This window comes from Kitasatospora sp. NPDC098663, assembly GCF_044760075.1.
In the GTDB taxonomy this organism is placed as follows: Bacteria; Actinomycetota; Actinomycetes; order Streptomycetales; family Streptomycetaceae; genus Kitasatospora.
On record NZ_JBIWAP010000010.1, the window covers coordinates 150,663 to 173,201 of the forward strand.

The 22,539-nt window shown below is 70.1% G+C and carries 17 protein-coding genes and 1 pseudogene; 13 read left to right on the plus strand and 5 right to left on the minus strand.

All coding sequences use genetic code 11. The features are described 5' to 3' along the window. Positions 1-145: 145 nt before the first annotated feature. Together ACIQVZ_RS13655 and ACIQVZ_RS13660 are read left to right on the plus strand one after the other, a co-directional pair. Entirely contained in the window at positions 146-706 is a 561-nt protein-coding gene (locus ACIQVZ_RS13655) for a hypothetical protein (protein WP_402449731.1), read from the plus strand. Positions 707-1,184: 478 nt separating this feature from the next. Beyond that, positions 1,185-1,499, plus strand: coding sequence for a thioredoxin domain-containing protein (locus ACIQVZ_RS13660; protein ID WP_402449732.1), 315 nt, complete (start codon positions 1,185-1,187; stop codon positions 1,497-1,499). Positions 1,500-1,774: 275 nt separating this feature from the next. On the opposite strand, the gene ACIQVZ_RS13665 is transcribed toward ACIQVZ_RS13660, so the two are convergent. Both ACIQVZ_RS13665 and ACIQVZ_RS13670 read right to left on the minus strand, forming a co-directional pair. Next, a complete protein-coding gene (locus tag ACIQVZ_RS13665) occupies positions 1,775-3,133 on the minus strand; it encodes an IS4 family transposase (protein WP_402449733.1) in 1,359 nt (452 codons plus the stop codon). A 219-nt stretch (positions 3,134-3,352) separates the two neighbouring features. Next, positions 3,353-3,637 carry an integrase gene (locus ACIQVZ_RS13670; RefSeq protein WP_402449847.1) on the minus strand — a complete coding sequence of 95 codons (285 nt, stop codon included), beginning with the start codon at positions 3,635-3,637 and terminating at the stop codon, positions 3,353-3,355. Between the two features lie 93 nt (positions 3,638-3,730). Between ACIQVZ_RS13670 and ACIQVZ_RS13675 the strand changes: the two genes are divergently transcribed. The 4 genes and pseudogenes from ACIQVZ_RS13675 to ACIQVZ_RS13690 all read left to right on the plus strand — a co-directional run bounded on the left by ACIQVZ_RS13675 (position 3,731) and on the right by ACIQVZ_RS13690 (position 7,696). Continuing rightward, positions 3,731-4,390 carry a helix-turn-helix domain-containing protein gene (locus ACIQVZ_RS13675; protein ID WP_402449735.1) on the plus strand — a complete coding sequence of 220 codons (660 nt, stop codon included), beginning with the start codon at positions 3,731-3,733 and terminating at the stop codon, positions 4,388-4,390. Between the two features lie 10 nt (positions 4,391-4,400). After that, positions 4,401-5,600: a tyrosine-type recombinase/integrase gene (locus tag ACIQVZ_RS13680; RefSeq protein WP_402449737.1), complete on the plus strand. Its 1,200-nt coding sequence runs from the start codon at positions 4,401-4,403 to the stop codon at positions 5,598-5,600. 839 nt (positions 5,601-6,439) lie between these two features. Continuing rightward, positions 6,440-6,658, plus strand: a pseudogene (locus ACIQVZ_RS13685) (Arm DNA-binding domain-containing protein); the annotation flags it as partial. Between the two features lie 3 nt (positions 6,659-6,661). Then, on the plus strand, positions 6,662-7,696 hold the full coding sequence (locus ACIQVZ_RS13690; protein ID WP_402449849.1) for a tyrosine-type recombinase/integrase: 1,035 nt from the start codon (positions 6,662-6,664) through the stop codon (positions 7,694-7,696). Positions 7,697-7,733: 37 nt separating this feature from the next. Here ACIQVZ_RS13690 and ACIQVZ_RS13695 read toward each other — a convergent pair whose 3' ends face one another. Next, the gene (locus ACIQVZ_RS13695; protein ID WP_402449739.1) at positions 7,734-9,713 is read right to left on the minus strand and encodes a hypothetical protein; all 1,980 of its coding nucleotides are present in this window, start codon (positions 9,711-9,713) and stop codon (positions 7,734-7,736) included. 830 nt (positions 9,714-10,543) lie between these two features. On the opposite strand from ACIQVZ_RS13695, the gene ACIQVZ_RS13700 reads away from it, so the two are divergent. Then, the gene (locus tag ACIQVZ_RS13700; protein WP_402449741.1) at positions 10,544-11,944 is read left to right on the plus strand and encodes a restriction endonuclease; all 1,401 of its coding nucleotides are present in this window, start codon (positions 10,544-10,546) and stop codon (positions 11,942-11,944) included. A 503-nt stretch (positions 11,945-12,447) separates the two neighbouring features. Here ACIQVZ_RS13700 and ACIQVZ_RS13705 read toward each other — a convergent pair. Beyond that, positions 12,448-13,149 (minus strand): hypothetical protein, encoded by a 702-nt coding sequence (locus ACIQVZ_RS13705; protein WP_402449744.1) that lies wholly within the window; start codon positions 13,147-13,149, stop codon positions 12,448-12,450. 313 nt (positions 13,150-13,462) lie between these two features. Here ACIQVZ_RS13705 and ACIQVZ_RS13710 point away from each other — a divergent pair, with 313 nt between their 5' ends. Both ACIQVZ_RS13710 and ACIQVZ_RS13715 read left to right on the plus strand, forming a co-directional pair. Next, positions 13,463-13,624: a hypothetical protein gene (locus tag ACIQVZ_RS13710; protein ID WP_402449746.1), complete on the plus strand. Its 162-nt coding sequence runs from the start codon at positions 13,463-13,465 to the stop codon at positions 13,622-13,624. Continuing rightward, positions 13,621-15,720, plus strand: a complete 2,100-nt coding sequence (locus ACIQVZ_RS13715) for a bifunctional polysaccharide deacetylase/glycosyltransferase family 2 protein (protein WP_402449747.1) — start codon at positions 13,621-13,623, stop codon at positions 15,718-15,720. The genes ACIQVZ_RS13710 and ACIQVZ_RS13715 overlap by 4 nt, the downstream gene beginning before the upstream one ends. 25 nt (positions 15,721-15,745) lie before the next feature. Here the strand turns inward: ACIQVZ_RS13715 and ACIQVZ_RS13720 are convergent, their stop codons facing one another. Next, on the minus strand, positions 15,746-16,186 hold the full coding sequence (locus ACIQVZ_RS13720) for a hypothetical protein (protein ID WP_402449749.1): 441 nt from the start codon (positions 16,184-16,186) through the stop codon (positions 15,746-15,748). 1,513 nt (positions 16,187-17,699) lie between these two features. Between ACIQVZ_RS13720 and ACIQVZ_RS13725 the strand changes: the two genes are divergently transcribed. The 4 genes from ACIQVZ_RS13725 (at position 17,700) to ACIQVZ_RS13740 (ending at position 22,234) form a co-directional block, all read left to right on the plus strand. Beyond that, complete coding sequence (locus ACIQVZ_RS13725) at positions 17,700-19,016, plus strand: prenyltransferase/squalene oxidase repeat-containing protein (RefSeq protein WP_402449751.1); 1,317 nt, start codon at positions 17,700-17,702, stop codon at positions 19,014-19,016. Next, complete coding sequence (locus tag ACIQVZ_RS13730) at positions 19,013-20,254, plus strand: cytochrome P450 (RefSeq protein ID WP_402449753.1); 1,242 nt, start codon at positions 19,013-19,015, stop codon at positions 20,252-20,254. Before ACIQVZ_RS13725 ends, ACIQVZ_RS13730 begins: the two co-directional genes overlap by 4 nt. After that, the gene (locus ACIQVZ_RS13735) at positions 20,251-20,859 is read left to right on the plus strand and encodes an HAD family hydrolase (protein WP_402449755.1); all 609 of its coding nucleotides are present in this window, start codon (positions 20,251-20,253) and stop codon (positions 20,857-20,859) included. Before ACIQVZ_RS13730 ends, ACIQVZ_RS13735 begins: the two co-directional genes overlap by 4 nt. A 334-nt stretch (positions 20,860-21,193) precedes the next feature. Continuing rightward, positions 21,194-22,234, plus strand: a complete 1,041-nt coding sequence (locus ACIQVZ_RS13740; RefSeq protein ID WP_402449757.1) for a hypothetical protein — start codon at positions 21,194-21,196, stop codon at positions 22,232-22,234. Positions 22,235-22,539: the final 305 nt, after the last annotated feature.

Below are 22,539 nucleotides of genomic sequence, written 5' to 3' on the forward strand. Positions count from 1 at the left end.
GGTCTGTCCTGTTTGCCGCCACAGATGCGGACTGTGAGATGGCAGCGGCGATGTGTGGCAGCATGCGCGGGGAGCGGAGGGCCGAGCGGGTATGCCTGGGGGACGGGTGCGGAATTCGGTGTCCGGCGGAAGGGTCGGGGTCCTGGTGCAGGCCGACTCCGTGGGCGGCATCAGCATCTCGCAGCTCCCGGTCAGCGAGGCGGTCTCGGGGCGCCGAGCCGACCTGTACATCGCCACAGCCGAGCGCCTACGCGATCTGGAGGCCTGCTTCATCCTGGCATTCGGGCCAGCACGCCTGGTGGAGGACTGCGGCGACGACAGCTACCCGAGTGCGTACTTCCGGGCCCAGCGGTACTTGATCGGCTCATGGCCGACCTACCAGATCCTCGATCCTGACTGGCTCTTCCGCTACATCGCCGTCACCTCCCTGGTGGCAGCGCTGCCTCACCGGGTTCTGGCCGGGAAGGACCCAATCGACGAGTTCGAGCAGCGGATCACCATGTTCGCGGAGCACCGACGCAACTTCCAGCGGATGGCGAACCTGGCACTTAACGACCCAGCGTTCGCCGTGAATAGGTCTGACGACCTCCTGCCCACTCCGCTACCGCGACGAAAGGGCGACACCAGGACGGCCCTCTCCATCCAGCACAGCGACTGGGTCACCGGGACGACGAGGCCTCTGCCGAGCGGACGATCCCAAGACTAGCCTCAAGGCCGTGAAGTTAAGGGCTGATGGGGGTTGTCGAGGGGGCTTGATCTGCAGGTTCGCCTGACGTAGGAAGCGGAGCCCCGGTAGAACGACGTAGTCCGCGACTGCCCCCGGCCGGGCCCCGCCGGCCGAACGGCGCGGCCCGGTCCGCCGTCAGCACCACCTCCGTCGCCCGGGCCACCGTCCAGGACGGGACCGGCAACTCCTGCCACCGCGAAGCCGTGGTCACCGGCGGCTCGCTTGTGCTGGTGGCCTGTACGGCACGTACGAGGACCAGGAGGCCGCCGCCCTGGTGCACCACGTGCTCCAAACAGCTCACCGAGAGGGCCGGAGGAACCGCCGTCACCCATTCAAGTGAATACAGAGGCGGTTGACGCCACTTCTCCGGGGCGGGTGGTAAGCCTTTTGCCGACGGGCCGTCAGGTGTCAGCCGACGGCCCATCGAACTGTTCACTGCCAACCGCCGGGAGGGCCCATGAGTTACAACGAACCGCAGACCGCTGAGGAGTTCGACAAACTGCTGGCGAACCCGCAGGTCGCAGTGATGTTCCACGCCGAGTGGGCTGGACCGAGCCTGCAGATTGCCCCCATCTTCAAGCAGCAGGCCGACAACTACCCTGACGCGACGTTCTGCAAGGTGGACATCGACAAGCTCGACACCCACCCGCTGGTCAAGAAGGTCCGCAGCGCCCCCGCCTTCTCCTTCTACCTGAACCGGAGTCTGGTGGTGAACTTCCCCGGCGGCTCGTCCGACACGCTGGAGCAGACGCTCAAGGCGCACTTCTCCTGACTCCCTTCCGCCCGTGCCCCGGCCGACGACCGTCCGGGGTACGGCGGTGCTCCCACTCCCTCTCGGGCCGCGAGCGGCACAATGCAGGCGGGTGCCGTCGCTGCCGCCGATGGAGTACGCAATGGTCCCAGCCCGACTCCGTGGATCCATGGAACTCCTTCCTGAGTAGCGCGCAGCCGAGCCCCGCCGCAGAGGTGAGCGCCCTCTCGGCTCCTGACGAGGACGAGGTCAGCCCGTGCAGCCTCTCCAGGCTCTCCCTCGACCTACTCCGGCTGTCACGGGTCTGGTGTGGTCAGGATGTTGATGCTGATGGTGGCCTTGTAGCTGGTCCGGTCGACGGTGCCTTTGGCGTTGTACTTGGAGATCGCGCGTTTGACGATGCGGGGTCGGGTGCGGATGCGCCGGTCGGGCATGAGGTCGGCCAGGATGCGGCGGCCGATGGTGCCGACGAGGTCGATGACGGTGTCCGCGATGACGCCCGCGGCCTGGATGACCAGGTCGCGGGCGGTGTTCAGGGCGATGGTGAAGCTGGCCCGGTCGGGATCGACATGGGGGCGCGTTTCGGTGGCATCGGCCATGGCCAGGCGCAGGACATGGTAGGTGACCAGCAGCGCGTAGATCTCCTGGTCGAGGCCGGCGGGGGTGCGGGCGCGCAGGACACGGCCGCCCAGAACGGTGGACTTGATCTCCAGGTAGGCGGTCTCGATCTCCCATCGCTGGTGATACAGCGTGATCAGTTCGGCGGCGGGATGGGTCCGGTCGTCGGTCAGGGTGGTCACCAGCCGGTAGCGGCCGGTGTGGCGACCGGTGACCGTGGCGACGCTGATCTCGCAGTCGATGACCCGGACCGCGACGGTGCCGAGTCTGGACAGGTAGGAGCCGTCACGGTTGCGGTGAAGGACGGGCAGGTGGCGGCCGTTCTTCACCCGGACCAGCGCCTGCGCGCCGGTGGTCGCGATAGCGGCCACCAGGCTCTGCACGGCGAAGTTGCGGTCCAGCAGCACGATCATGCCCTCGCGCAGGCTGCGGAGCAGGCGTGGCGCGTAGGTGGTCTCGCCGTCGGTGGTCGGCCCGAACACCGCGTCCAGGACCGTGCGGGTGCCGCAGGACACCAGGACCAGCAACCGCAGTGCCGGATACCCCGAACCGCCGTTGTTGCAGCCGTGTTTGGTGTATTCGGTCAGGTTCGCCGGGCTGTCGGGCACAGCCATCGTCGTGCCGTCGATCGCGCACACCAGTAACCCTCGCCACCACGCGCCGGGGGTGCGGATTCCCGCGGCCGGGCCGCGCAGCAGGTCGAACAGCCAGCGCAGGGGCTCGGCCCCCAACCGTGTGCGGGCCTGCGCCATGGCGCCACCGGTCGGAGAGGCGACCGGCAGGCCGTCCAGGCCGGCGGTCAGCCGCTGCCATACCTGCCGCCAGCCCAGCCCCGGGAACAGGCACCCGGCCAGCAGCAGATACACCACCACCCGCGACGGCAGGTCCCTCACCCGGGCCTGCATCCTGCCGGTCTGCGTCAACGCTTCGTCGACCATCTCGAACGGGACAACCCGGGTCAACTCCCCGAGATGGCCGGGCGCGAACGCCCCAGCGGCAACCACAACCTCACGAGAGATGACCGACTGAGCATCCACGGAGCTCCTACCGGACAGTGATCTTGGTCGACACAGTTCTAGCAGGAGCTCCGCCCCATTTCAGGCGACTTGACTCACCCGCCCGAGGCCCTATCTACACGGCATTGAGACTAGCCTGAGAGGCGATCTCGCGGCTGGCAGCGGCGAGTTGGCTAGCGGCCCATGGCGCGGCCACCCCAACCTGTCCGGTGGTCACGTGTCAGGCAGACCTCAGCCGCACTATGCGCACAGCTCGTGCGCGCACCCTCCCACGGGCTCTCCGCTGCTCGCGAAAGCCCCACTGGCGCGCCCGAGTCCAAGCAGCGACAGCAGCTCCGCCGTGACCACCCTGTAGGCGTTGCCCAGCCGCAGAACCTTGACGGGATACTCGCCAGCCTTAGCGAGCGCGTAGCCAGTGGAGCGGCCAATCCCCAAGGCTCGATTGGCCGTGTCGAGGTCGATGGCCACCGGAAGGGCGAGCAGATCAGCCACGCTCATGCCACCAGCACACGAAGGTGCCGCCATGATGCTCTCCATGTCGATAGTTGTGCCGCCGTGATGCAGTTTGTTTGTATCACGGAGTTGCGGCAGCACTTTTTCTGATCGTAAAGTGCACCCATGACCCCAGAGCATTGGTCGACGACCTTCACCACCCGGGTAGCACAGTCCATGCGCGAGGCCCGGAAGGCGGTCGGCCTCACGATGTCGGCGGTCGCGGACGGCTGCGCCGCTCGCGGCCTGCCGGAGATCACCGATCAGACGATCAAGAACCTGGAATCAGGGCGCCGAAGCACCATCACGCTCACCGACTTCGCTGTCCTCGCAGACGTACTCAGGGTGCCACCGATCACCCTGCTGTTCCCTCTCGGCGCCGCCGAGACCGTCGAGGTTCTGCCTGGCCAGGAGGTCTCCACCTGGGATGCGCTTGCCTGGTTCACCGGGGAGACGCCGGCCGCAGATCCGGCACCGCCGGGGAGCGCTCGCGACGTGCTGGACACCTTCCGGGCGCACGCCGACCTCGCCGCCGCAACCAGAGCATCCGCAGCACTGGCAACGGAGCGGCGCCGGGCCGCGAGCACCACACCGGCTCCGGATCGCAAAGCCGCTCTTCTGGAGCTGGCCGCCGGTTATGAGGAGTACGCGGACGCCGACCGCAAGGAGCTGGCTTCCTTCCGGAAGCGGATGCGTGAGCGGGGTCTCGTCCCGCCCGTGCTCCCCGACGATCTCTCGGCCGTCGATCAGGCCGAGGATGCAGTACGCACAGAAGACAGAGAATGAAGGAAGCTACGTGAAGGAACCCATACGCAAGATCGTCCACAAGGACGGCAGCGTCCGCTACCGCCTCGTCGTGGACATCGGCGTCACCGCCGAGGGCAAGCGCAAGCAGCTCACTCGGACCTTCAAGACCAAGAAGGAGGCGCTGGCCGAGCTCTCCCGCATACGTCACGAGCTCGGCACCGGCGCGTTCGTGGCCCCGAGCAAGATGACGCTGAACGACCTGCTGGACATCTGGCTCAAGAGCGCGACGCGCGACGTCGAGGAAGGGACCGCGTCCAACTACGAGAGCGCGATGGTGCCGGTACGCGCCCACAGCGGCCACAGGGAACTCCAGAGCCTCACCGAGGACGACATCGAGGCCCTCGTGGACTGGATGCTGACGAGCGGTCGGCGTCGCGGCGGGCGGCCCGGCACCGGACTCGGGGTCAGGAGCGTGCGACTGGCCCTGGGCCGCCTGCGCGCCGCGCTGAACCTCGCTGTACGCCGCGGCCTGGTGGTTCGCAACGTCGCCCAGCACGTCACGATCTCACGCGAAGCCAAGAAGAAGGCGGAGGCGAACAAGCCCAACAACATCCCGTGGCACGAGGCCGAGGTCAAGGTGTTCCTCGGTGCCATCAAGGGTCACCGCCTCCACGCCGCAATGATGCTGGCGCTCATCGCCGAACGCCCCGCCGAAGTCTGCGGCGCGCGCTGGGACGAGGACGTCGACCTCAACGCAAGCGGCACGATCGCCGTCCAGAACACCCGCACCATCGTCTACGACCGCACACTGGAGAAGGGATCGCGCAACAAGGTCGTCGAGAAGGACACCAAAACCGAAGCCGGAAAGCGCACTCTTCCCCTACCGGCACCCGCCCTCAAGGCCCTGAAGAATTTCAAGGCGATCCAGGCGGCGGAGAAACTCGCGGCCGGAACCGCCTACAACGACACCGGATATGTTCTCGTAGACGAGCTGGGAAACCCGCTCAAGACGGACAAGCTCCGGCGCGAGGCGTACAAACTCATGGAGACCGCCGGCGTTCGAAAGGTCCGCCTCTACGACGCCCGGCACGCCACACTCTCCTGGATGGCCAACAATGGCGTCCCGGACACCGTGGTCTCCGCCTGGGCCGGTCACTCGGACCTCAGCTTCACGAAGCGGGTCTACGTGCACCCCGACCCGCAGAGCCTCAAGGCAGGCTCGGAGAAGCTCGGCGAGCTACTCGGCTGACCATGATCATCACCGATGTGAGAAGTTGTGAGAGGCAGGCCCTGAAAACGATCAAGGGCCTCGCTCCACTCTCGTGAAACAAGGCCCTGACCTGCGACAATGGAGCGAACTCCAGTCGGGACGACAGGATTTGAACCTGCGACCCCTTGACCCCCAGTCAGGCGAGGTTTCCCTTTTCCTGCCTGAAATGCGCTCGCACACACGTCGTGCGTGTGCAGATGAGCACGTTTCGCGCACCTCGTGCGGCAGCGCGCATGACGTGTGGTCCCCAGCTGGTCCCCAGGTCAGGGGCTTGACGGAGGGTCCGGATGCCGTTCATGCCTCCAGGGTAGCGCGACTCCGGCCCAGGTTCCAGCGTTTCCCTCAGGTCGCCCCGGAAAGGGATTCCATCGCCGCCGAGAGAAATCAATCCGGCCCTGGCGGGAGCCAACCAGGAAATAGCCCCAGCAAATCCCGGCACCGTAAATTCAACGCGGGCTCGCAGAATTTCCGGCGCTCGCCATAGCGTGTTCCAAAGACCGCTCCGAGGCTCGGCGCCACCGCACCGCACGTGCGTCAGGTTGTACGAGCCCAACAACCCACGACCGGCCGGCAGACGCCTTCTCCTGGTCCGCGGCCACTCTTCCGAGCAGCGGCCACGGGCGAGCGGATGCTGCGCGATCAAGCTGCCCTACCCACCGAACGTGCCACGTGATCACCCTCGCGGCGTGTCGCCAGCGCGCGTCCCGGCCAGTCGATCTTGCCAGTGCTCCACGCCCCGCCCCGCACGCTCTGCCGCCACACCCACCACACCCGCAACTCTGGACACGCCATCACCACTGGATTCGAGGAGGAACCCCATGGCGCAGCGTCCCAAGCGGGGCAGGGTGTACCGCAGGTGCGGGTGCACGGACGGGAGCAGCGGGAAGCAGTTGGGTTCGTGGTGTCCGCGGCTGGCCGCCGACGCCACGCATGGCCGGTGGACGTACGCGGTGGACCTCGCCCCGGAGGACGGAAGGCGCCGTACTCGGCGGCGGGGCGGGTTCGCTACGCGGGCGGAGGCGGCCCGGGAGATGGCGCGGGTGCTGAATGCCGAGTACCGGGGCGTGTACGAGGACCGGACGCTGCGGGTCGGGTTGTTCCTGTACGAGTGGCTGGAGTCGAAGCGGCCAGCGCTGGCCCCGAACACCTGGACGGGCTACCGGGCGTGCATCGAGCGCGACCTGGTCCCCGCGTTCGGCGGCATGCTGCTCCTCGATCTGCGGCCCAAGCACATCGACGCCTGGGTAAGCAGGCAGCTTGCCGCCGGCCGCGGGCGCACCACCGTTCACCACGCGGTGGCCATGCTGCGCAACGCCCTGAACCACGCGGTGCGGACGTGGCGGCTGCGCTACAACCCGGCCAAGCACTCCGTGCCCGCCAAGCCCCGCGCCGCCGTACGCGTCTGCTGGACCCCCGACGAGGCCGCGGCGTTCCTGCGGCACAACGCGGAGCACTACGCGGACCGGCTCACCGACCTGTTCGAGGTCATGCTCGGCACCGGCATGCGCCGCGGTGAGATCCTCGCCCTGCACTGGTCCGACGTGCACCTCATGGACCATCAGCTCTACGTCCGCTGGACCCTGACCGCCGTCAACAACGGCACGATCCACCTCGGCGAGCCCAAGACCGAGTCAAGCCGCGCCTGGATCAGCCTCTCCCCCAGAGTCATGGCCGCCCTCCATCGCCAGGCAAACCTGCAGATGACGGCCCACCCCGACGGCCGGCTCGAAGGCCTGGTCTTCGCCCGTCCGGACGGCAAGCCCCTGCGCCCGCAGTGGGTCCTCGACCAGCTCCGAAAGCGCACCGCCGAGCTCGACCTGCCAAAGATCGGCCTTCACGACCTGCGCCACACCGCGGCCAGCATCATGATCGCCGCCGGCATCCCGCTGGCCGTCGCCTCCAAGACCCTGCGCCACGCCAACCTCGCCATCACTACCGACCTCTACGGGCACCTCCTCAAGGACTCCGCCGATCAGGCCGTCGAGGCGCTCGCCGCCGCCCTCAACCAGGCTGACGCCCAGTGGGCCGAGCATGCCGCCACGGTGCTCGACAAAGTCGTCCTACAGGTCGCATAGGGCACCGGCCCGCGGCTTCACGCAGGGCCCCGCGCGTTCATCGCTCGGCGTCGCGAACGGCTCGGGCCTGTTCGCCAATCCGGTGGGCCTCTTCGATGGCAGCGACGGCACGTCGTGCTCGCCGGTGGGCCTCCTCCGAGTTCTTCGGTGCATCGCCTCCAGGCGCAAGCCCTCCCAGGAAGTCGATCATGATGTCGACCTGACTGATGACGGAGCGCGTCAGAGGTGACCGCCGGCCTTCGGCGATCACCTCGACCACGCGGGCCCGGGCCGTTCGAAGCGTGCGAAGCGCGAGCTCCTGGTCGGCGGGGGCGAGCTTGGCGCACCGCATGTACAGGTCGGCGAGCGGCACGGTGATGTAGGTCGCTTCGTCGCGCGGGCTGAGCGTTTCGGAGCTCTCCAGGAGCCAGCGTGCCGTGACGACTCCAAGGGCCGTTTCGGTGTCCGGTGCTTCGTCCGGATCGCGGAGGACCGCGAACTCCTCGGGTGTGAAGGTCACCGGGCGCAGGCCGGTCACATCCAGTGTGACCGTGGCCGGAGTCGGAGTGGTGCCGAAGGCGGCGGGGACCACGCTGAGCACCTTGGTCTCTGGCCGGTCGTCGGCCCCTGGGGCGGGCGGGGCTGCCGTGATCGTCAGGTGGCCTTCGGTTGTGGTCACGGCGACGTTGCTCATCCCGGCCAGGCCGGCGATCAGGGCGAGGATCTGGTCGCGTTGGCGCGCCGAGGCGGTGGCCGTGGCGACCGCGGTGGCCATGCCGGGATCGCTGTGCCCGGTCATCCACGGCAGGAGGGCGAGTTGGAGCGCCAGGAGCAGCTCGTGCAGGGCGAGGAGTTCCTCGCTGAACTCCTCGTCCGAGAGGGTTGCGGTCTTGCTCGACACGAGGCGGCCGTCGCGGATCTCTCGCCGGGTCGCGGTGATGCCGTGGTCGTTGACGGTTATGGAGGCGTGGGCGCTGGCGTTGCGGTAGAGCATGTCGACGGTGTTGCCGCACGGTGGTCCGAGGCGGGCGAGCTCGCTCACGATGTCGCCGGATTTGATGCCCTCCACCACGGCTTCCTCGTAGACGCCGTCGCGGTCCTGGCGGCTGGCTCGGGAGGCTACGAGGATCACGGCCCCGAGATCGCACAGCGCGCCTTCGACGAGTTCCCGGTAGACCTCGGTCAGCGTCCGCATCAGGTGGCGCCGGGGCAGGCGGTAGCGCCATTCGCGCCCCAGCCGCTCGGCTTCGTCCGTGATCCGCTCCAGAGCGGAATTCACGCGGGCCACGAGGAGGACGTGATCGACGACCCACGGGCCAACGGTGTCGGCCTGGTCGAGGACGGCCCTGAGCTGGAGGGCCCGTGCCACGAGGAGTTCATGGTCGACGGCTCCCGAGCTCGTGGCCAGGACCGGCAGCAGACCGAGGATGTGCTCGTCAGCTGCCTCGCTCACCCCGGTGATGTCGACAAAGGCCGTGCGCAACGTGTCCGCTGCCGCCGCGATCAGCGTGACGCGGCCTCCCACGCCCGCCCAGGCTACGGCCGCGACGTCGATCGATCCGTCCGCCTGGATCGGGCCGTCGGCGGGCGAGTTCCTGATGATCTCGATCTGCTTGGCGACCCGCCGGCCGTACTCTGCTGCGGCGCCGAACCAGTTCTCGCCTTCCCCCTGCAGCTTTCGTGCCGCGTCCAGGTCGACCGCGACGATCGTGCTGGCCATGGCCACCTGGCCGCGGAGCAGGGCCATGCCGGCCCGGGCCAGTTCGCGGTGCACTGCCCGCCAGGCCATCGGCGGCATGATGTCCCTCAACGACTCGACCCATGCCAGACCGGCATCGAACGCCGCTACCAGCTCGCTGAAAGCGGCGACCGTACCAGCCTCTCGCGGGTCCCAGGTGCAACTCTCAAGCAGCTGCTTCACTTTGGGGAGCGGGTCGCTCAGCTTTGCCAGCGCCGGCAGGATCAGCTTGTCCAGGTGCTCGTGGTCGCCGAGGGGAACGCCACGCGTCGCGAAGGCGGACATGCTGTCGGCCGTCACGGTGACACGCTGGCCAAGGCGTTGGAGAGCTACCTTGAACGCCCTGCGCCGGGCGCCGACCGCAGCCCTGACCTCACGCACCTCGTCATCCGGCAGAAGATGCCCGCACTCGGGGCACTGGCCGGTTCGCGTCACCGCCCGAGGCAAACCGCAGGGGCCGCAGTTCGCCGCCAGGAGGAGTCTCACCTGGTACGAGTCGACTGTCGTCACGCGGCCAAGGATCGCAGGCCCGAGCGCAGCGTCGACAGCGGGGCCGGTCCGCCGACCCACCCAGGCTCAGCCTCGATCACGGGTACCGAGTGCGAAGCCACAGCAGCTCCCAGTCTCACTGGCGGGCGCAATCGCTGCACCATCGAGGAACTCTCCGTGTTCTTGACCCACAGTGCCGGCTGCCGCACCACACCGGTCCACCGGCCTCGTCAAGATGTTGCTCGTGGACTGCGAGTTCCTCATCCGGTGAACCGTTCGCCCAACTCGCACGGGGTCCGTCGGCCGTTCGGACACCAGCGGATCCCCTGGTGTCCGAACGGCCGACCCTGGGAGACTGTTTAGTCGACTTTGCTGCATGGCACCGGGTCGGTTAGGGCAAAGTGGTAGCGGCACGAAACGCATGAGTCTGGGGAGGGCCAGTGGCGGGAGGTTCGGCGCGTCCGAAGCGGCAGCCGGATTACGCGGCGCAGGCACGGCGGGCCGAGACCGAGCAACGTCGGCTCCAGCAGCAGGCGGAGCGTGAGCGCAAGGCCGCGGAGGCCCGTGCCAAGCAGGCTGAACGGGAGCAGCGTGCTGCCTACGCAGTGGCGCGGGCCCAGGAGGCAGTGGACCTCACGAGCGTGGCGGAAGACGATGCCGAGAAGTTGCGGACCCTCCTGATCCGGTCGGTCCGGCACACGGCACCGCTGTCGTTCGGCGCGCTCCGCCAGCAGTTCACGCCTGCTGTGTTCGTGGCCGGCAAGTTGGACCGTGCGGTGGCCGCACCACGGTGGGAGGACTTCGAACCGCCCGCCCGAGGCGGCCTGCTCGCGTCGCTCGGATTCGCGAGCCGACGCTACGAGGCCGAGGTCGAAGAGGCCCGGCAGCGTTTCGACAGGGCGCTGGGCGAGCACGCCCGGGCGGACAAGAAGCGGGTGGCCAAGCTCGCGGAGCGCCGGGCCGCACACGACTCGAAGGTCCGGGAAGTCGGCGAGCGGGTCCGCGAGTTCAACGCCGCGCTGGCAGAGCGGGAATCGGCGTACCGGGCCGGGGACGTCGAGGCTGTGGAGTGGTTCGTCGACCAGGTGCTGGCTGCGTCCGTCTATCCCCTTGGCTTCCCGAAGCGGCACCAGGTGTCCTACCAGGCCGACACCGGTGATCTCCTGGTGCAGTTGGACCTGCCGCTGGAGGACGTGGTGCCGGCGGCCCGGTCGTTCAAGTACGTGAAGACGCGGGACGAGATCGTCCCGGTGCCGCGGCCCGAGAAGGAGCGGAAGGAGCTGTACGCGTCGGTGCTCGCTCAGAGCGCGCTTCGCACTCTGCACGAGGTGTTCGCTGCCGACCCGGACCGGGTCATCCGGTCCGTCGCCCTCAACTGCCACGTCGACACCATCGACCGTGCCACGGGCCGCAGTGTCCATCCGTGCCTGATCACCTTGCAGGCGAGCCGGGAGGAGTTCGAGGCCCTGGTCCTGACCCAGGTGGAACCGCGCCTGTGTCTTCAGCGGCTTCGGGCTCTCGTCTCCCCCAACCCCTACGAGCTGGAACCGGTGCGTCCGCTGGTGACGTTCGACCTGTCGAAGTTCAAGCTGATGGACAGCATGGACGTGGTCGCCGGCCTCGACAGTCGCCCGGTGCTGATCGACCTTTCCCCGCTCGAGTTCGAGCACCTGGTCCGCCAGCTCTTCGAGGCCATCGGCATGGAGGGGTGGAACACGCAGCCGTCCAAGGACGAGGGGGTGGACGCCATCGTGATGAACACCGACCCGGTGATGAAGGGCCTGTGTGTCATCCAGGCCAAGCGGAGCCGCAACGTCGTGCCCTTCGAGACCGTCTCGGCCCTGGCCGGCGTCGTCGAGCACAAGCGGGCGGCGAAGGGCATCCTGGTCACCACTTCCTGGTTCGGCAGGGCCAGCCAGGCGTTCGCCAATGACCACGGCCGACTTGAGCTCCTCGACGGCGCCAACCTGGTCCACCTCTTCAAGGAGCACCTGAACCTCGACGTCATCCCCGGCCCGGTTCCCCCCAAGCGTCGCACCTAGCAACATCGTTGCAGCAGCTCGCTGGGGGCGATTTGCGGGCGGCTTCGGAGGCTCCTTCCGAGCGCCCAGATAGGACACGGATGCCTGCGACGCTCGGGCTCGGTACTCAGTCGCTGCCGAGACGGGCGCGGATGTGGTCGGTTGGCGTCCGGGCTGCGTGAGGAAGCCGGACGAGGCGGGGAGCCTCAATGCGTTTCGGGCCTCAGGATGCCGACTTGGCGGCGGCGATCGACCAGTTCGACCGGGTGGCTGCCAACCTGGAGAAGCTCGAGTCCGTCTGGCGCTTGCTGGAAGAGATGAGTCCAACGGACATCGAGTTCGGGTTGGACACTTCCGATCGGGAGAACCTCGTCCGTACCTTCATGCATCTGGCCGAACACCTGCCCGCGATCGACGGGTTCCGGGTGGACGCCGTGCCGGAGTCGGCCGACGCGATCGCCCAGACCCGTCTGGGCTACTGGGAGATCGGCGAGCCGGCCGGTCGCGCGGCGTTCGACCGCACTTCAGTTCGCCGCTGCGGGGGCCTCGGCCTGGACCCTCGCGCTGGTGGTGACGAAGTAGGAGTCCTGGTCCTCGAGGTTGGCGTGGGTCTGCTCGCCGATGTACAGGTCGAGGTGTTTGGCGTCGTCGCAGCCGATGCTGCAGAGGTCGTCGACGTGCCAGTCCGCGCTCTTCACCCGTGCGCAGATGTCGGTGGAGAGTCCTTGGCCGCAGTCGAGGACCCGGATCCGGGTGCCCGGTGGCAGTTGGTTGGCGGCGACGGAGTGCCAGGGGACGAGTGGGTTCTCGTGGGAGCCGACGGGTGGTTGACCGGTCGTGAAGTAGCAGTGCCGGGTGAAGTCCCAGCCGAGGTAGTCCCCGTGGACGGTCTTGCCGAAGCCCTCGAGGGCGACTCGGTCGAGGTAGTCACCGGGATGGTCGTCCGGCAGGTCCTGCCCGGCGCAGGCCTGGTCGCGGATGCTGCGCGCGGGGCCGTGGAAGAACGCCTCGCTGGGCGTGTAGTACACCGTGAGGGTGTAGCCGTCCTGGGTCGGCTGGTCGACCCGCGGCAGGTCGATGGTGGTGAGCCGGTGGTGCAGTTGCAGACCCGCACCGAGGAGGGCGACGGCCGCCAGCAGACCGCAGGCCAGGCGCAGTGCTGTTCGGGTGCGACCGGAGCGGGGGCGGCGTGGTCCTGGCGGGGTGGTGTCCTGAGGCGCGGCCATCGGTTGGGGTCCAGTTCGTCCGGTGTCGGGGTGGTGGCCGGCTGAGTCGCCCGGAGCTCGGCCGGTAGGGCGGAGCGCAGCGATGCTAACGGCCTGCAGGGCACGGAAGTCGACACTGGTCTCCCGAATGGGTGACCGCTTCGCCGTCGGGTTGCCCCGTTCGCCGTAGCCCCCGTGGCCCTGCGGCAGGCCGCTCGTTCCTCCGGGGGAACGCCCGCGCGCCCGGCAGGAGCCGTCCGTGACCTTCCCAGCATCCGCTGGCACGACCGACACGCTTGCGAGTCCCTCATCCGCCGCCGCTACGGCGTCGGCCGTGTTCGAGGACCCCCGCGGTCTTCGCCGCGCGGCCGTGACCGCCGGCGGCGTGCTGGTGTTCCTGGGCTGCCTGGGCGTCCTGGTGTTGGTCGGTGGTGTCCTGTACGCCGATCCGCACGCACCGGCGGCCGAGGCTGGCAGCACGAGCGCACCGCGGTGAGGGGCACGACGCCGCGCGGGCACTGGTGGCTCCTGGGAAGCCTGCTGACGGTGTTCCTGCTCGCCCTGTTCCTGGCGACCTCGGTCATCCGGGGCGTCGGCGCGGCCGGCACCAGTCAGAGCCAGGGGCCGGACGACCTGGTGCCGGGGTCGGTCTCCGGCGGCGGCCCCGTGGTCGATGCCCGGGGGGCCGCACCGATCAGCTCAGCCGTCCGCCCGGGGACGGTCGCGCTGACCTTCGACGACGGCCCGGACCCCGCCTGGACCCCGCAGATCCTGCGCCTGCTGGCCGCCAAGCAGGTCCCGGGTACGTTCTTCGTGATCGGCGAGCACGTGGCCGAACACCCCGAGCTCGTCCGCGCCGAGACCGCAGCCGGGCACCAGGTGGGGCTGCACACCTTCACCCACGTCGACCTCGCCACCGCACCCGTCTGGCGGGTGCAGCTGGAACTCGCCGCCAGCCGCGCAGTCCTGGCCGGGGCCACCGGCCGCAGCACCGCGCTGCTGCGCCCGCCCTACTCCTCCACACCCGACGCCGTCGGCAACCGGGACTGGCAGGCGATCCAGCGCACCGGAGCCCTCGGCTACCTCAATGTCCTGTCCACGCAGGACAGCCTCGACTGGGAGGGCGGCCAGGTCGACGACATCGTGCGCCAGGCCGTCCCGCCCGCGGGCCAGGGCGCCATCGTGCTGATGCACGACGGCGGTGGCGACCGCTCGCACACCGTCGCGGCCCTGGGGCGGTTCATCGACACCCTCAAGGCGCGCGGCTACCGCTTCACCACCCTCACCCAGGCGGTCGGCCTGCCGCCCCAATCAGCGCCGGTGCCCCGGCTGGAGCGCTGGTACGGCGCCGCGCTGATCGAACTGCTGCGGGCCGCCTTCCCCGTGCCCACCACGGCGGCCTGGCTACTGGCCACCGTCGCGGTGCTCACGGCCGTCCGCCTGCTCCTGCTCGCCGTCGCCGCGACCGCACACCGCAGGCGCACCGACAGGCAGGCCCTGCCCGATCCGGGGCTGCCCGTCTCCGTCGTCGTACCCGCGCACAACGAGGAGGCGACCATCGCCGCCTGCGTGCGCGCCCTGCTGGACGGCGGCTGCCCCGGCGTCGACGTGGTCGTCGTCGACGACGGCTCGGTCGACGGCACCGCGGCAGCCGCCGCGGCCGTGGCGGACCCCAGGGTCCGCGTCGTGACGCAGCCCAACCGGGGCAAGCCCGCAGCCCTGAACGCCGGCGTCGCCCTCGCCGCACACGACGTGATCCTCATGGTCGACGCCGACACCGTGCTCGCCCACGGCGCGGTCGCGCGCCTGGCCGCCGCCTTCACGGACCCGGGCATCGGCGCGGTGGCGGGCAACACCAAGGTCGCCAACCGCGCCGGCCTGCTACCGCTGTGGCAGCACCTCGAGTACGTGATGAGCTTCGGCCTGGAGCGCCGCCTGTTCGACCTGTTCGGCGCCAGCCCCACCGTCCCCGGCGCGATCGGCGCCTTCCGCCGGCCGGCCCTCGCCTCCTGCGGCGGGATCAGCGCCGACACCATCGCCGAGGACACCGACATCGCCATGGCCCTGTGCCGGGCGGGCTGGCGCGTCGTCTACCGCAGCGACGCCCACGCCTCAACCCACGTCCCCACGACGGTGCGGGAGTTGTGGCACCAACGCTACCGCTGGGCCTACGGCACCCTGCAGTCGATCTGGAAGCACCGCCGCTCCGTCACCGAGCGCGGCACCGCCGGCCGCCTGGGCCGGCGCACCCTCCCCTACCTGCTGCTCTTCCAACTCGCCCTCCCGCTCACCGCCCCCGCGCTGGACGCCGCCGCCCTCTACGGGCTCGCCTTCGGCGTCAGCCCCGCCCCCGCCTACACCTGGGCCGCGTTCAGCCTCGCCCAACTCGCCCTCGCCGCCCACGCCCTTCGCCAGGACCGGCAGAGCCTGCGCCACCTGTGGCTGGTGCCGCTCCAGCAGACCCTCTACCGCACCGCCCTGTGCCTGGTCACCATCCACGCCCTGGTCAGCGCGGCCCTGGGGGCCGGCCCCCACTGGCGCAACCACACGGCGCCCCGGCCGGAAGCGCGAGTCGTCCCGGCAGCGGTGTGAACGGCCGGTCCGCGGAGCACTCCTCTCACACCCGGATGTACCACCCACGCGACGTGAGCAGCCGCGCAATCGGCACGTAGAACAGCAACAGCCACAGCAACGCCCACACCAGACTCGCCACCGGCGCCGGCAGCCACGAGGCGAGGCCCACCTCGGCGCCCACGCTCCGCACCGACCCGTGCCTACCGTGGTAGCGGACCGGAAGGTAGTCCAGCGTGTCGATGACCAACTCGGACAGCACGTAGAAGAACAGCGGATTGCGCCCTAGAGCCACCAACGTCCCGCCCACCGGCCCGCTCCCGCGCCGGACGGCGGCACCCGGGCCCCGACCGGCCCACAGCCCGCCGTCGAACAGCAGCAGCACAACGCCGAAGCCGACGGCCATGATCCCGATGGTCACCAGCGCGTAGGACGGAGTCCACAGCTGCTTGCCGATCGGGATGACCAGACCCAGCGCCAGGCCCACCCCGACGCACACCCGCACCGACGGCGATCAGCAGCAACGCGCGCCTGCGCACACCGCCGACCGTCCGGTACAGCCGCTTGTTGCGGACCAGGTCCATGCCGACGACGAGCCCGGCCCAGCAGTTGACCACGGCGACCAACGTCGAGGGTAGGCCCTCCGGGTCGAACCTGGCGCCGTCGAGATTGTGCCGGACACCCCACATGCCGGTGTCGACGTACGCCTCGAGCGAGCAGTCCCGCACCAGGCCGTGCACGCCGACGCACTCGGGCCACGGGTTGTGGAAGGCGTACGTCGCCACGGTCCACAGGACGAGGCACCCGAGCGGGAGGGCGCCCAGCAGCAACGCCCGGGCCAGGAACCGGACTCCCCGGGAGCGCGTGCCGCCACCTGGCCGCACCGACCAGGCACACGTGAGGTACAGCAGCGACACCACCAGGTACACGACGCCCAGCCGCTGCAGCACACCGACGAACCGCACCCCCGCCAGGACCTCGGGCAGGAACGGGTAGGCGTTGAGGAACAGGCCGATCGCGTACAACAGGACGGCCCGGCGCGCGACGCGCAGCAGGTGGGGGCGCCGGTCCGGGGTCGCCGAGCAGCCTTCGGCCGCCGGCCGCAGGAAGGCTGACATGGACACCGGCGCCGCCATCCCCATGATGAAGAGGAACCCGGGGAAGACCAGGTCGGCCACCGTCAGCCCGAAGCCGTCCGGGTGCCGCAGGACAGCAGCCGCGATCTCCTCCACCTGGCTGCCGACGCAGATGCGCAGTGCGACGAGGCACCTGCGGAAGGCGTCCAACGCGGTGAGGCGCCGGCGCACGGGTGCGGTTTGCGGCCCTTCGGTGCCCGGCTGCGCCGCCGGGGCGGCGTCGGTCGGCGGGACAAGGCGGCGTCCCGCAGTCGCGCCCATCCAACCCATACACACCTCACACCCGGGCCGGGCTTCACACAGGGTGCAGCCGGAGCGTCCCCACGGGGCACCGGGGACTCGTGCCCCGTCCAACGACCGGACGACCTCCCCGGACACCGTCACGATGAGCAGTCGCCGAGTCCTCGGCAGAGACGGGACCGTCGAGCGTCCGGTGGTCCGCGCCGTCGCCGGACCGGCCTTGGCGGCCAAGGCACGAACGGGTTCCGATTTCAAGCGGAACCACTCGTTCGAGTGGCGATCGAACATCGCCCCGCAGGTTCCGGTGCCGTGTCGCCGATGATGCGAACCGAAGGAGAGGAGAGGTGAGATGACGACGGACAAGGTCGAGAACACCGGTTCGGGCACAACCGCGGCAGCGGGCTCCGAGGCCTCGTCAGCGGCTGCACGGGAGCGGACCGCAGTGCGCCTGGGCGAGGCGGTGGGAGCCGACGGCTCGGTGCGCAGGCCGTGTGCGAGTCGCACCCTGGAGTCGGCGCTGCTGCTGGTGCTGCTGCGCCGGCGCGGCGGCCACCCGGGCCGGAGCGGGAGCTCGGGCAGTACCTGGCCGCACCGGGGTCGCAGGGCAGTGGGTTCGATGCGGCGTTGGCGCAGGCAGTCCTGCACGGCCGCACCGTCGAGGCCGATGTGGTGGGCGAGGAGCTGCTGGCCGGGTTCGACCACTTCTCGCTGTCACGCAAGCGGCTGCTGTTCGACGTGTACCTGGCCGTGGTGGGCGCGGTCCCGTTCGCGGAAACGATGCTGCGCCCCGCCGACCCGGGCCGCCGGGGCGGGGACAACTCGGTCACCTGGATCGAGATGATCATGCTGAGCGTGCGGATCGTGGTCGCTCACGGTCTCGGCCGGGGCGAGCGGATCACCGACGCGCAGCGGGAGCGGCTGCTGGAGCTGCTGCCTTCCAGCGGCGCGCCGGTGTGGGAGAACTACACGGCCGCGCACCTGCTGGCGCTACTGGCCGTCCAGGAGTACGCGCCCGGCCACCAACTGGTCGAGACCGGCGTCGCGGCGGTGCTGGCGTGCCGCAACCGGGACGGCGGCGTGCCACCCATGTCGAACCTGGACGTGTTCAGCACCGGCCCCGCCGGCCTGGCGCTGGCCCGCGCGGGCGCGGACCCGGCCCTGCTGCACCGCATGTGCGACTACCTGATCGCACGGCAGATGCCCGACGGCGGCTGGTCGTTCGGCGAGAACATGCGCCACAGCGACGTGGACGCCAGCTCCTACGCCGCAGCCTGCCTGGCCGCCGTCGACCCGGTCCGCCACCGCCAGGCACTGCTGCGCGCCGGCAGCTACTTCCGGGGCATCGCCGGCGAGGACGGCGGGTTCCCCACCTACATGGCGGGCGACCCCTCGGAGGCCGGCATGACCGCCGGCGCGGTCAGCGCGCTGGCCTGGAACGGAAGCGATCACGCCGACCTGCTGGACGGTGCGGCCCGCTGGCTGCTCGACGCGCAGCGCGCCGACGGCACGTTCGAGCGCAGTTGGAGCCTGAGCGAGGCCAACACCGTCTGGCGGGCGATGTGGGCCCTGCACTCGATGCCCGAAGCGACCCGCACCGCCCTCAAGGACCGCATCGCCGATGCGAGCGAGGCCTCCCGCCGCTTCCTCGCCGGGGCGCAGAACCCGGACGGCGGCTGGGGCTACCGGCCCGGTGATCCCAGCGACGTCGCCAGCACCTGCTACTCGCTGCTCGCCCTGACGGCGATGCTCGTGCGCCCCGAGCTGGACCCGGTCGTACGCGCGGGCGCGGCCCACCTGCTCTCCTGCCGACACCCCGACGGGTCGTTCACCGCACGGCCCGACCAGGTCGCCCCGCGCCCCCTGCTCTTCGACGCCCCGGTCTTCACCGACACCTGGGTCCTGCTGGCCCTGACCGCCTGCTCCGGCGGCGAAGCCCGGTGAGCACGCCCAGCGCGGACCCGGACACCGCCCCCTCGCCCAGGCCGCTACCGGTCGACCGGCCCACCCCGCTCGAACCGCCCTCCGACTTCCGCCTACTGCGCACCGAACTCCCAGTGGCGCCACTGGCCTTCCCCGACGGCCCGCCCGGCTGGCTGGTCACCCGCTACGACGACGTCCGCGCCGCCCTGGCCGACCCCCGCCTCAGCTCCCGCCGCCCCCACCTCAACTCCCACGTGCGCCCCAGCCTCATCACCACCGAGGAGATGGCCCGGCTGCGCCCCTCGGACCTGCTCACCAGCGACCCGCCCGAACACACCCGCCTGCGCCGCCTGGTGACCGGCCAGTTCACCGCCCGCCGCATCAACCAACTCGCTCCGCGCATCCAGGACATCGTCGACCAGCACCTCGACGCCCTCGCCACCGGCCCCCGCCCGGCCGACCTGATGGCCACCGTCGCCCTGCCGGTGCCATCCCTGGCGATCAGCGAACTCCTCGGCGTCCCCTTCACCGACCGCGACCAGTACCAGCGCCTGACCGCCGAACTGCTCTCCCTGGACCGCACCCGCGACCAACTCCTGGCCAGCAAAGCCGAGATGAAGACCTACCTGCTCGGCCTCATCCAGGCCAAACGGACAGAGCCCGGCGACGACCTGCTCTCCGGCCTCGTCCACACCCAGGCCGACGACCCCACGCTGACCGACGACGAGATCGCCGCCCTCGCCCAGCTCATCCTCATCGCCGGCCACGAGACCACCGCCAACGTCACCGGCCTCGCCGTCCTCCTCCTGCTGCGCCCGCCCCGCCTGTGGGACACGGTCCGCGACCAACCGCAGCTCGTCGACGCGGTCATCGAGGAGACCCTGCGCTACGCCACCGTCCTCCAGTTCGGCCTGCTGCGCGTAGCCCGCGAACCCCTCACCCTCGCCGGACAGGACGTCCGGGCCGGCGACCGCATCGTCCTGCACCTGCCCGCCGCCAACCGCGACCCCGACCGGTTCCCCGACCCCGACCGCTTCGATCCCCACCGCCCCGACGCCACCAAGCACCTCGGCTTCGGCCACGGCCCCCACCACTGCCTCGGCGACCAGCTCGCCCGCCTCGAACTGCGCACCCTCCTGGCCACGATGCTGGACCGCTTCCCCGACCTGCGCCTGGCCTGCGACCCCGACCGGATCCCCACCCACCGGCACCGGGTCGTCCACGGCCCGGCCCACCTGCCCGTGGACTTCACCCCGTGACCCGGCCGACCGCGGCACAAGCGCGGAATCACCAGGACGGCGGGTACGCCGCCTACGCCTTCGACTTCGACGGCACCCTCGCCGACACCACCGACCTCAACCACGCCTGCGTGCAAGCCGCACTTGCCGCCCACGGCATCACCATCACCCTCGACTGGGTGGCCGCCGAACCCGTCTTCACCGCGAAGCAGCTGCGCCGACGCCTCGCCATCCCCACGGCGGCCCTGCCCGAAGCCACCTTCGCCGAAGCCGCCCTCGCCCACTGGTTCGCCCACACCGACCGCATCCGGCCCATCCCCGCAGCCACCGCCACCGCACGCCATGCCGCCGAACACGCCGCCATCACCGTCGTCTCCGCCAACTACAGCGACATCGTCCGCCACGGCCTCACCGTCGTCGGACTCGACGACCTGCCCTGGACCGTCGTCGGCCGCGACGACGTCCCGCACACCAAGCCCGCCCCCGACCCCTACCTGCACGCCGCCCACCTGCTCGGCGTCGATCCCCGCCGGTGCCTGGCCCACGAGGACACCGACGAAGGCATCACCGCCGCCACCGCCGCCGGCATGCACGTCATCGACATCAGGCACCACCCCTGGCGGTGAACCGCACCCCCATGAAGACGGCCCGAGCACGCACTCGAGCCTCACAGTGCGGCCGACTGTCTGTTGGTCAAACGCACGGCCTGCTCTCGCCCTACTGGCTTCCGCCTACACAACCGAGGCCACGCTGACTGCGCACCGCACATGCGGGGAGAATCCACCGGAGATGGGCAGCACCTCCGCACCGCTCGCTGCGCCGACGCGTCCGAGGAAGCAGCTCAACGCCCCACGGCACCACGGCCAGCCGTGCACAACACATCTGGCGTGCCGCCACAATGGACTGACGCATGGGCAGACACGAAGGCCTGTACAGAGACAACCCTGGAGGTACAGCCCGATGACCCGTTACAGCGTCGACCCCGACCGGCATGAGCTGATCGCCGCGTGGGGAACGGGCGAAGGCGATCTCGCCACCGGCCTCGCTGCCCTGCCCGCCGACGCAGCCCTCTCCGTGCTCCTGGGACTGGCCCGTTCACTCGCCCAGCTGTCGGAGGCTGCTTGGCGCACCTGTACCCATCCCGCCAGCGCCGTCGGCTCCTTGGAACCCAACAGCGAGGGCTGGCGGCGTGAGGAGGAGCGCAAGGCCTTCGGCGAGGTCGCGGACGCGATCGCCAAGCCGCACCTGCCCAGCGGCGGGTCTATGACCGTCTCCTACAGCCCCCTGATCGAATCCGCGAACCGCATCGGCCGCGCCCAACAGGCCGTCCTCCTCAGCCGCGAGGACGCCTCCCCCGTCCAGGTCGCCGCCGCCGACCACCTCCTGGAACAGGACCCCTTCGGACCCGCCGAACTCTTCCGCGCGATCGACCCCACCGCCGCAGCCGTCGCCGCGGCACACTGGCTGGCCGCCGCAGCCGAGGTCACCGCCGACGCCTCCGGCCACGACCCCGTCCACGTCGTCCAGGAAGCCGACAACATCGAAGCCCTCCCCCACGAGACCCCCACCCTGATCCTGGCCCCCATCGACGACGGCGCCACCCCGCGCGAGGCCGTCACCGGCCTCGTGCGCCACGCCCTGCACATCACCGACGGCCTCCTGCCCGACCCCGCCGCCCTACGCGACCAGATCGACGACACTCAGGAGACCCTCGCCGAGCTCGGCGACGACGCACCCGACCTCGCCGACATCGAGCTGCGCCTGACCCCGCTCGACCCCCGGCGCCCCGGCCGCGACCTCCTCGAAGACCTCCTGGCCGGCATCCACGGCTGCTGGCTCCTCTACACCGAGTACGACGACCTCGACACGGACGACAACCTCGACGGTGATGCCGAGGACTGGGACGACGAGCAGGCCGAGCAGCACCAGCAGCGCGGCCGTGAACGCTTCGCCCAACTCGTCCGCGAAACCGCCGCCGCCAACCGCGACCGGCTTACCTGACCGCCTGCCCTCACCAGCGGGTCGCCACTGACGCTCATCGATAGCTGGATCTCCCTTGCCACAAGCCAAGGGAGATCCGCAGGTCACAGCCACTTTTCATGAGCTCGTGGTCGCACAGTTGATCGCCCCGCGGAGGCAGACTGGGAGAAGGACGACTCGCGCACGATCCTTCGAGGCGATCACCATGCGCTGCTCACCAACCCCCTCCGGCGGCCAGGACCGGGGCCGCATCTACCGGCGCTGCGGCTGCCGCGACGACCACCACCGGCAGCTCGGCACCCGCTGCCCGCACCTCGCCACCGACC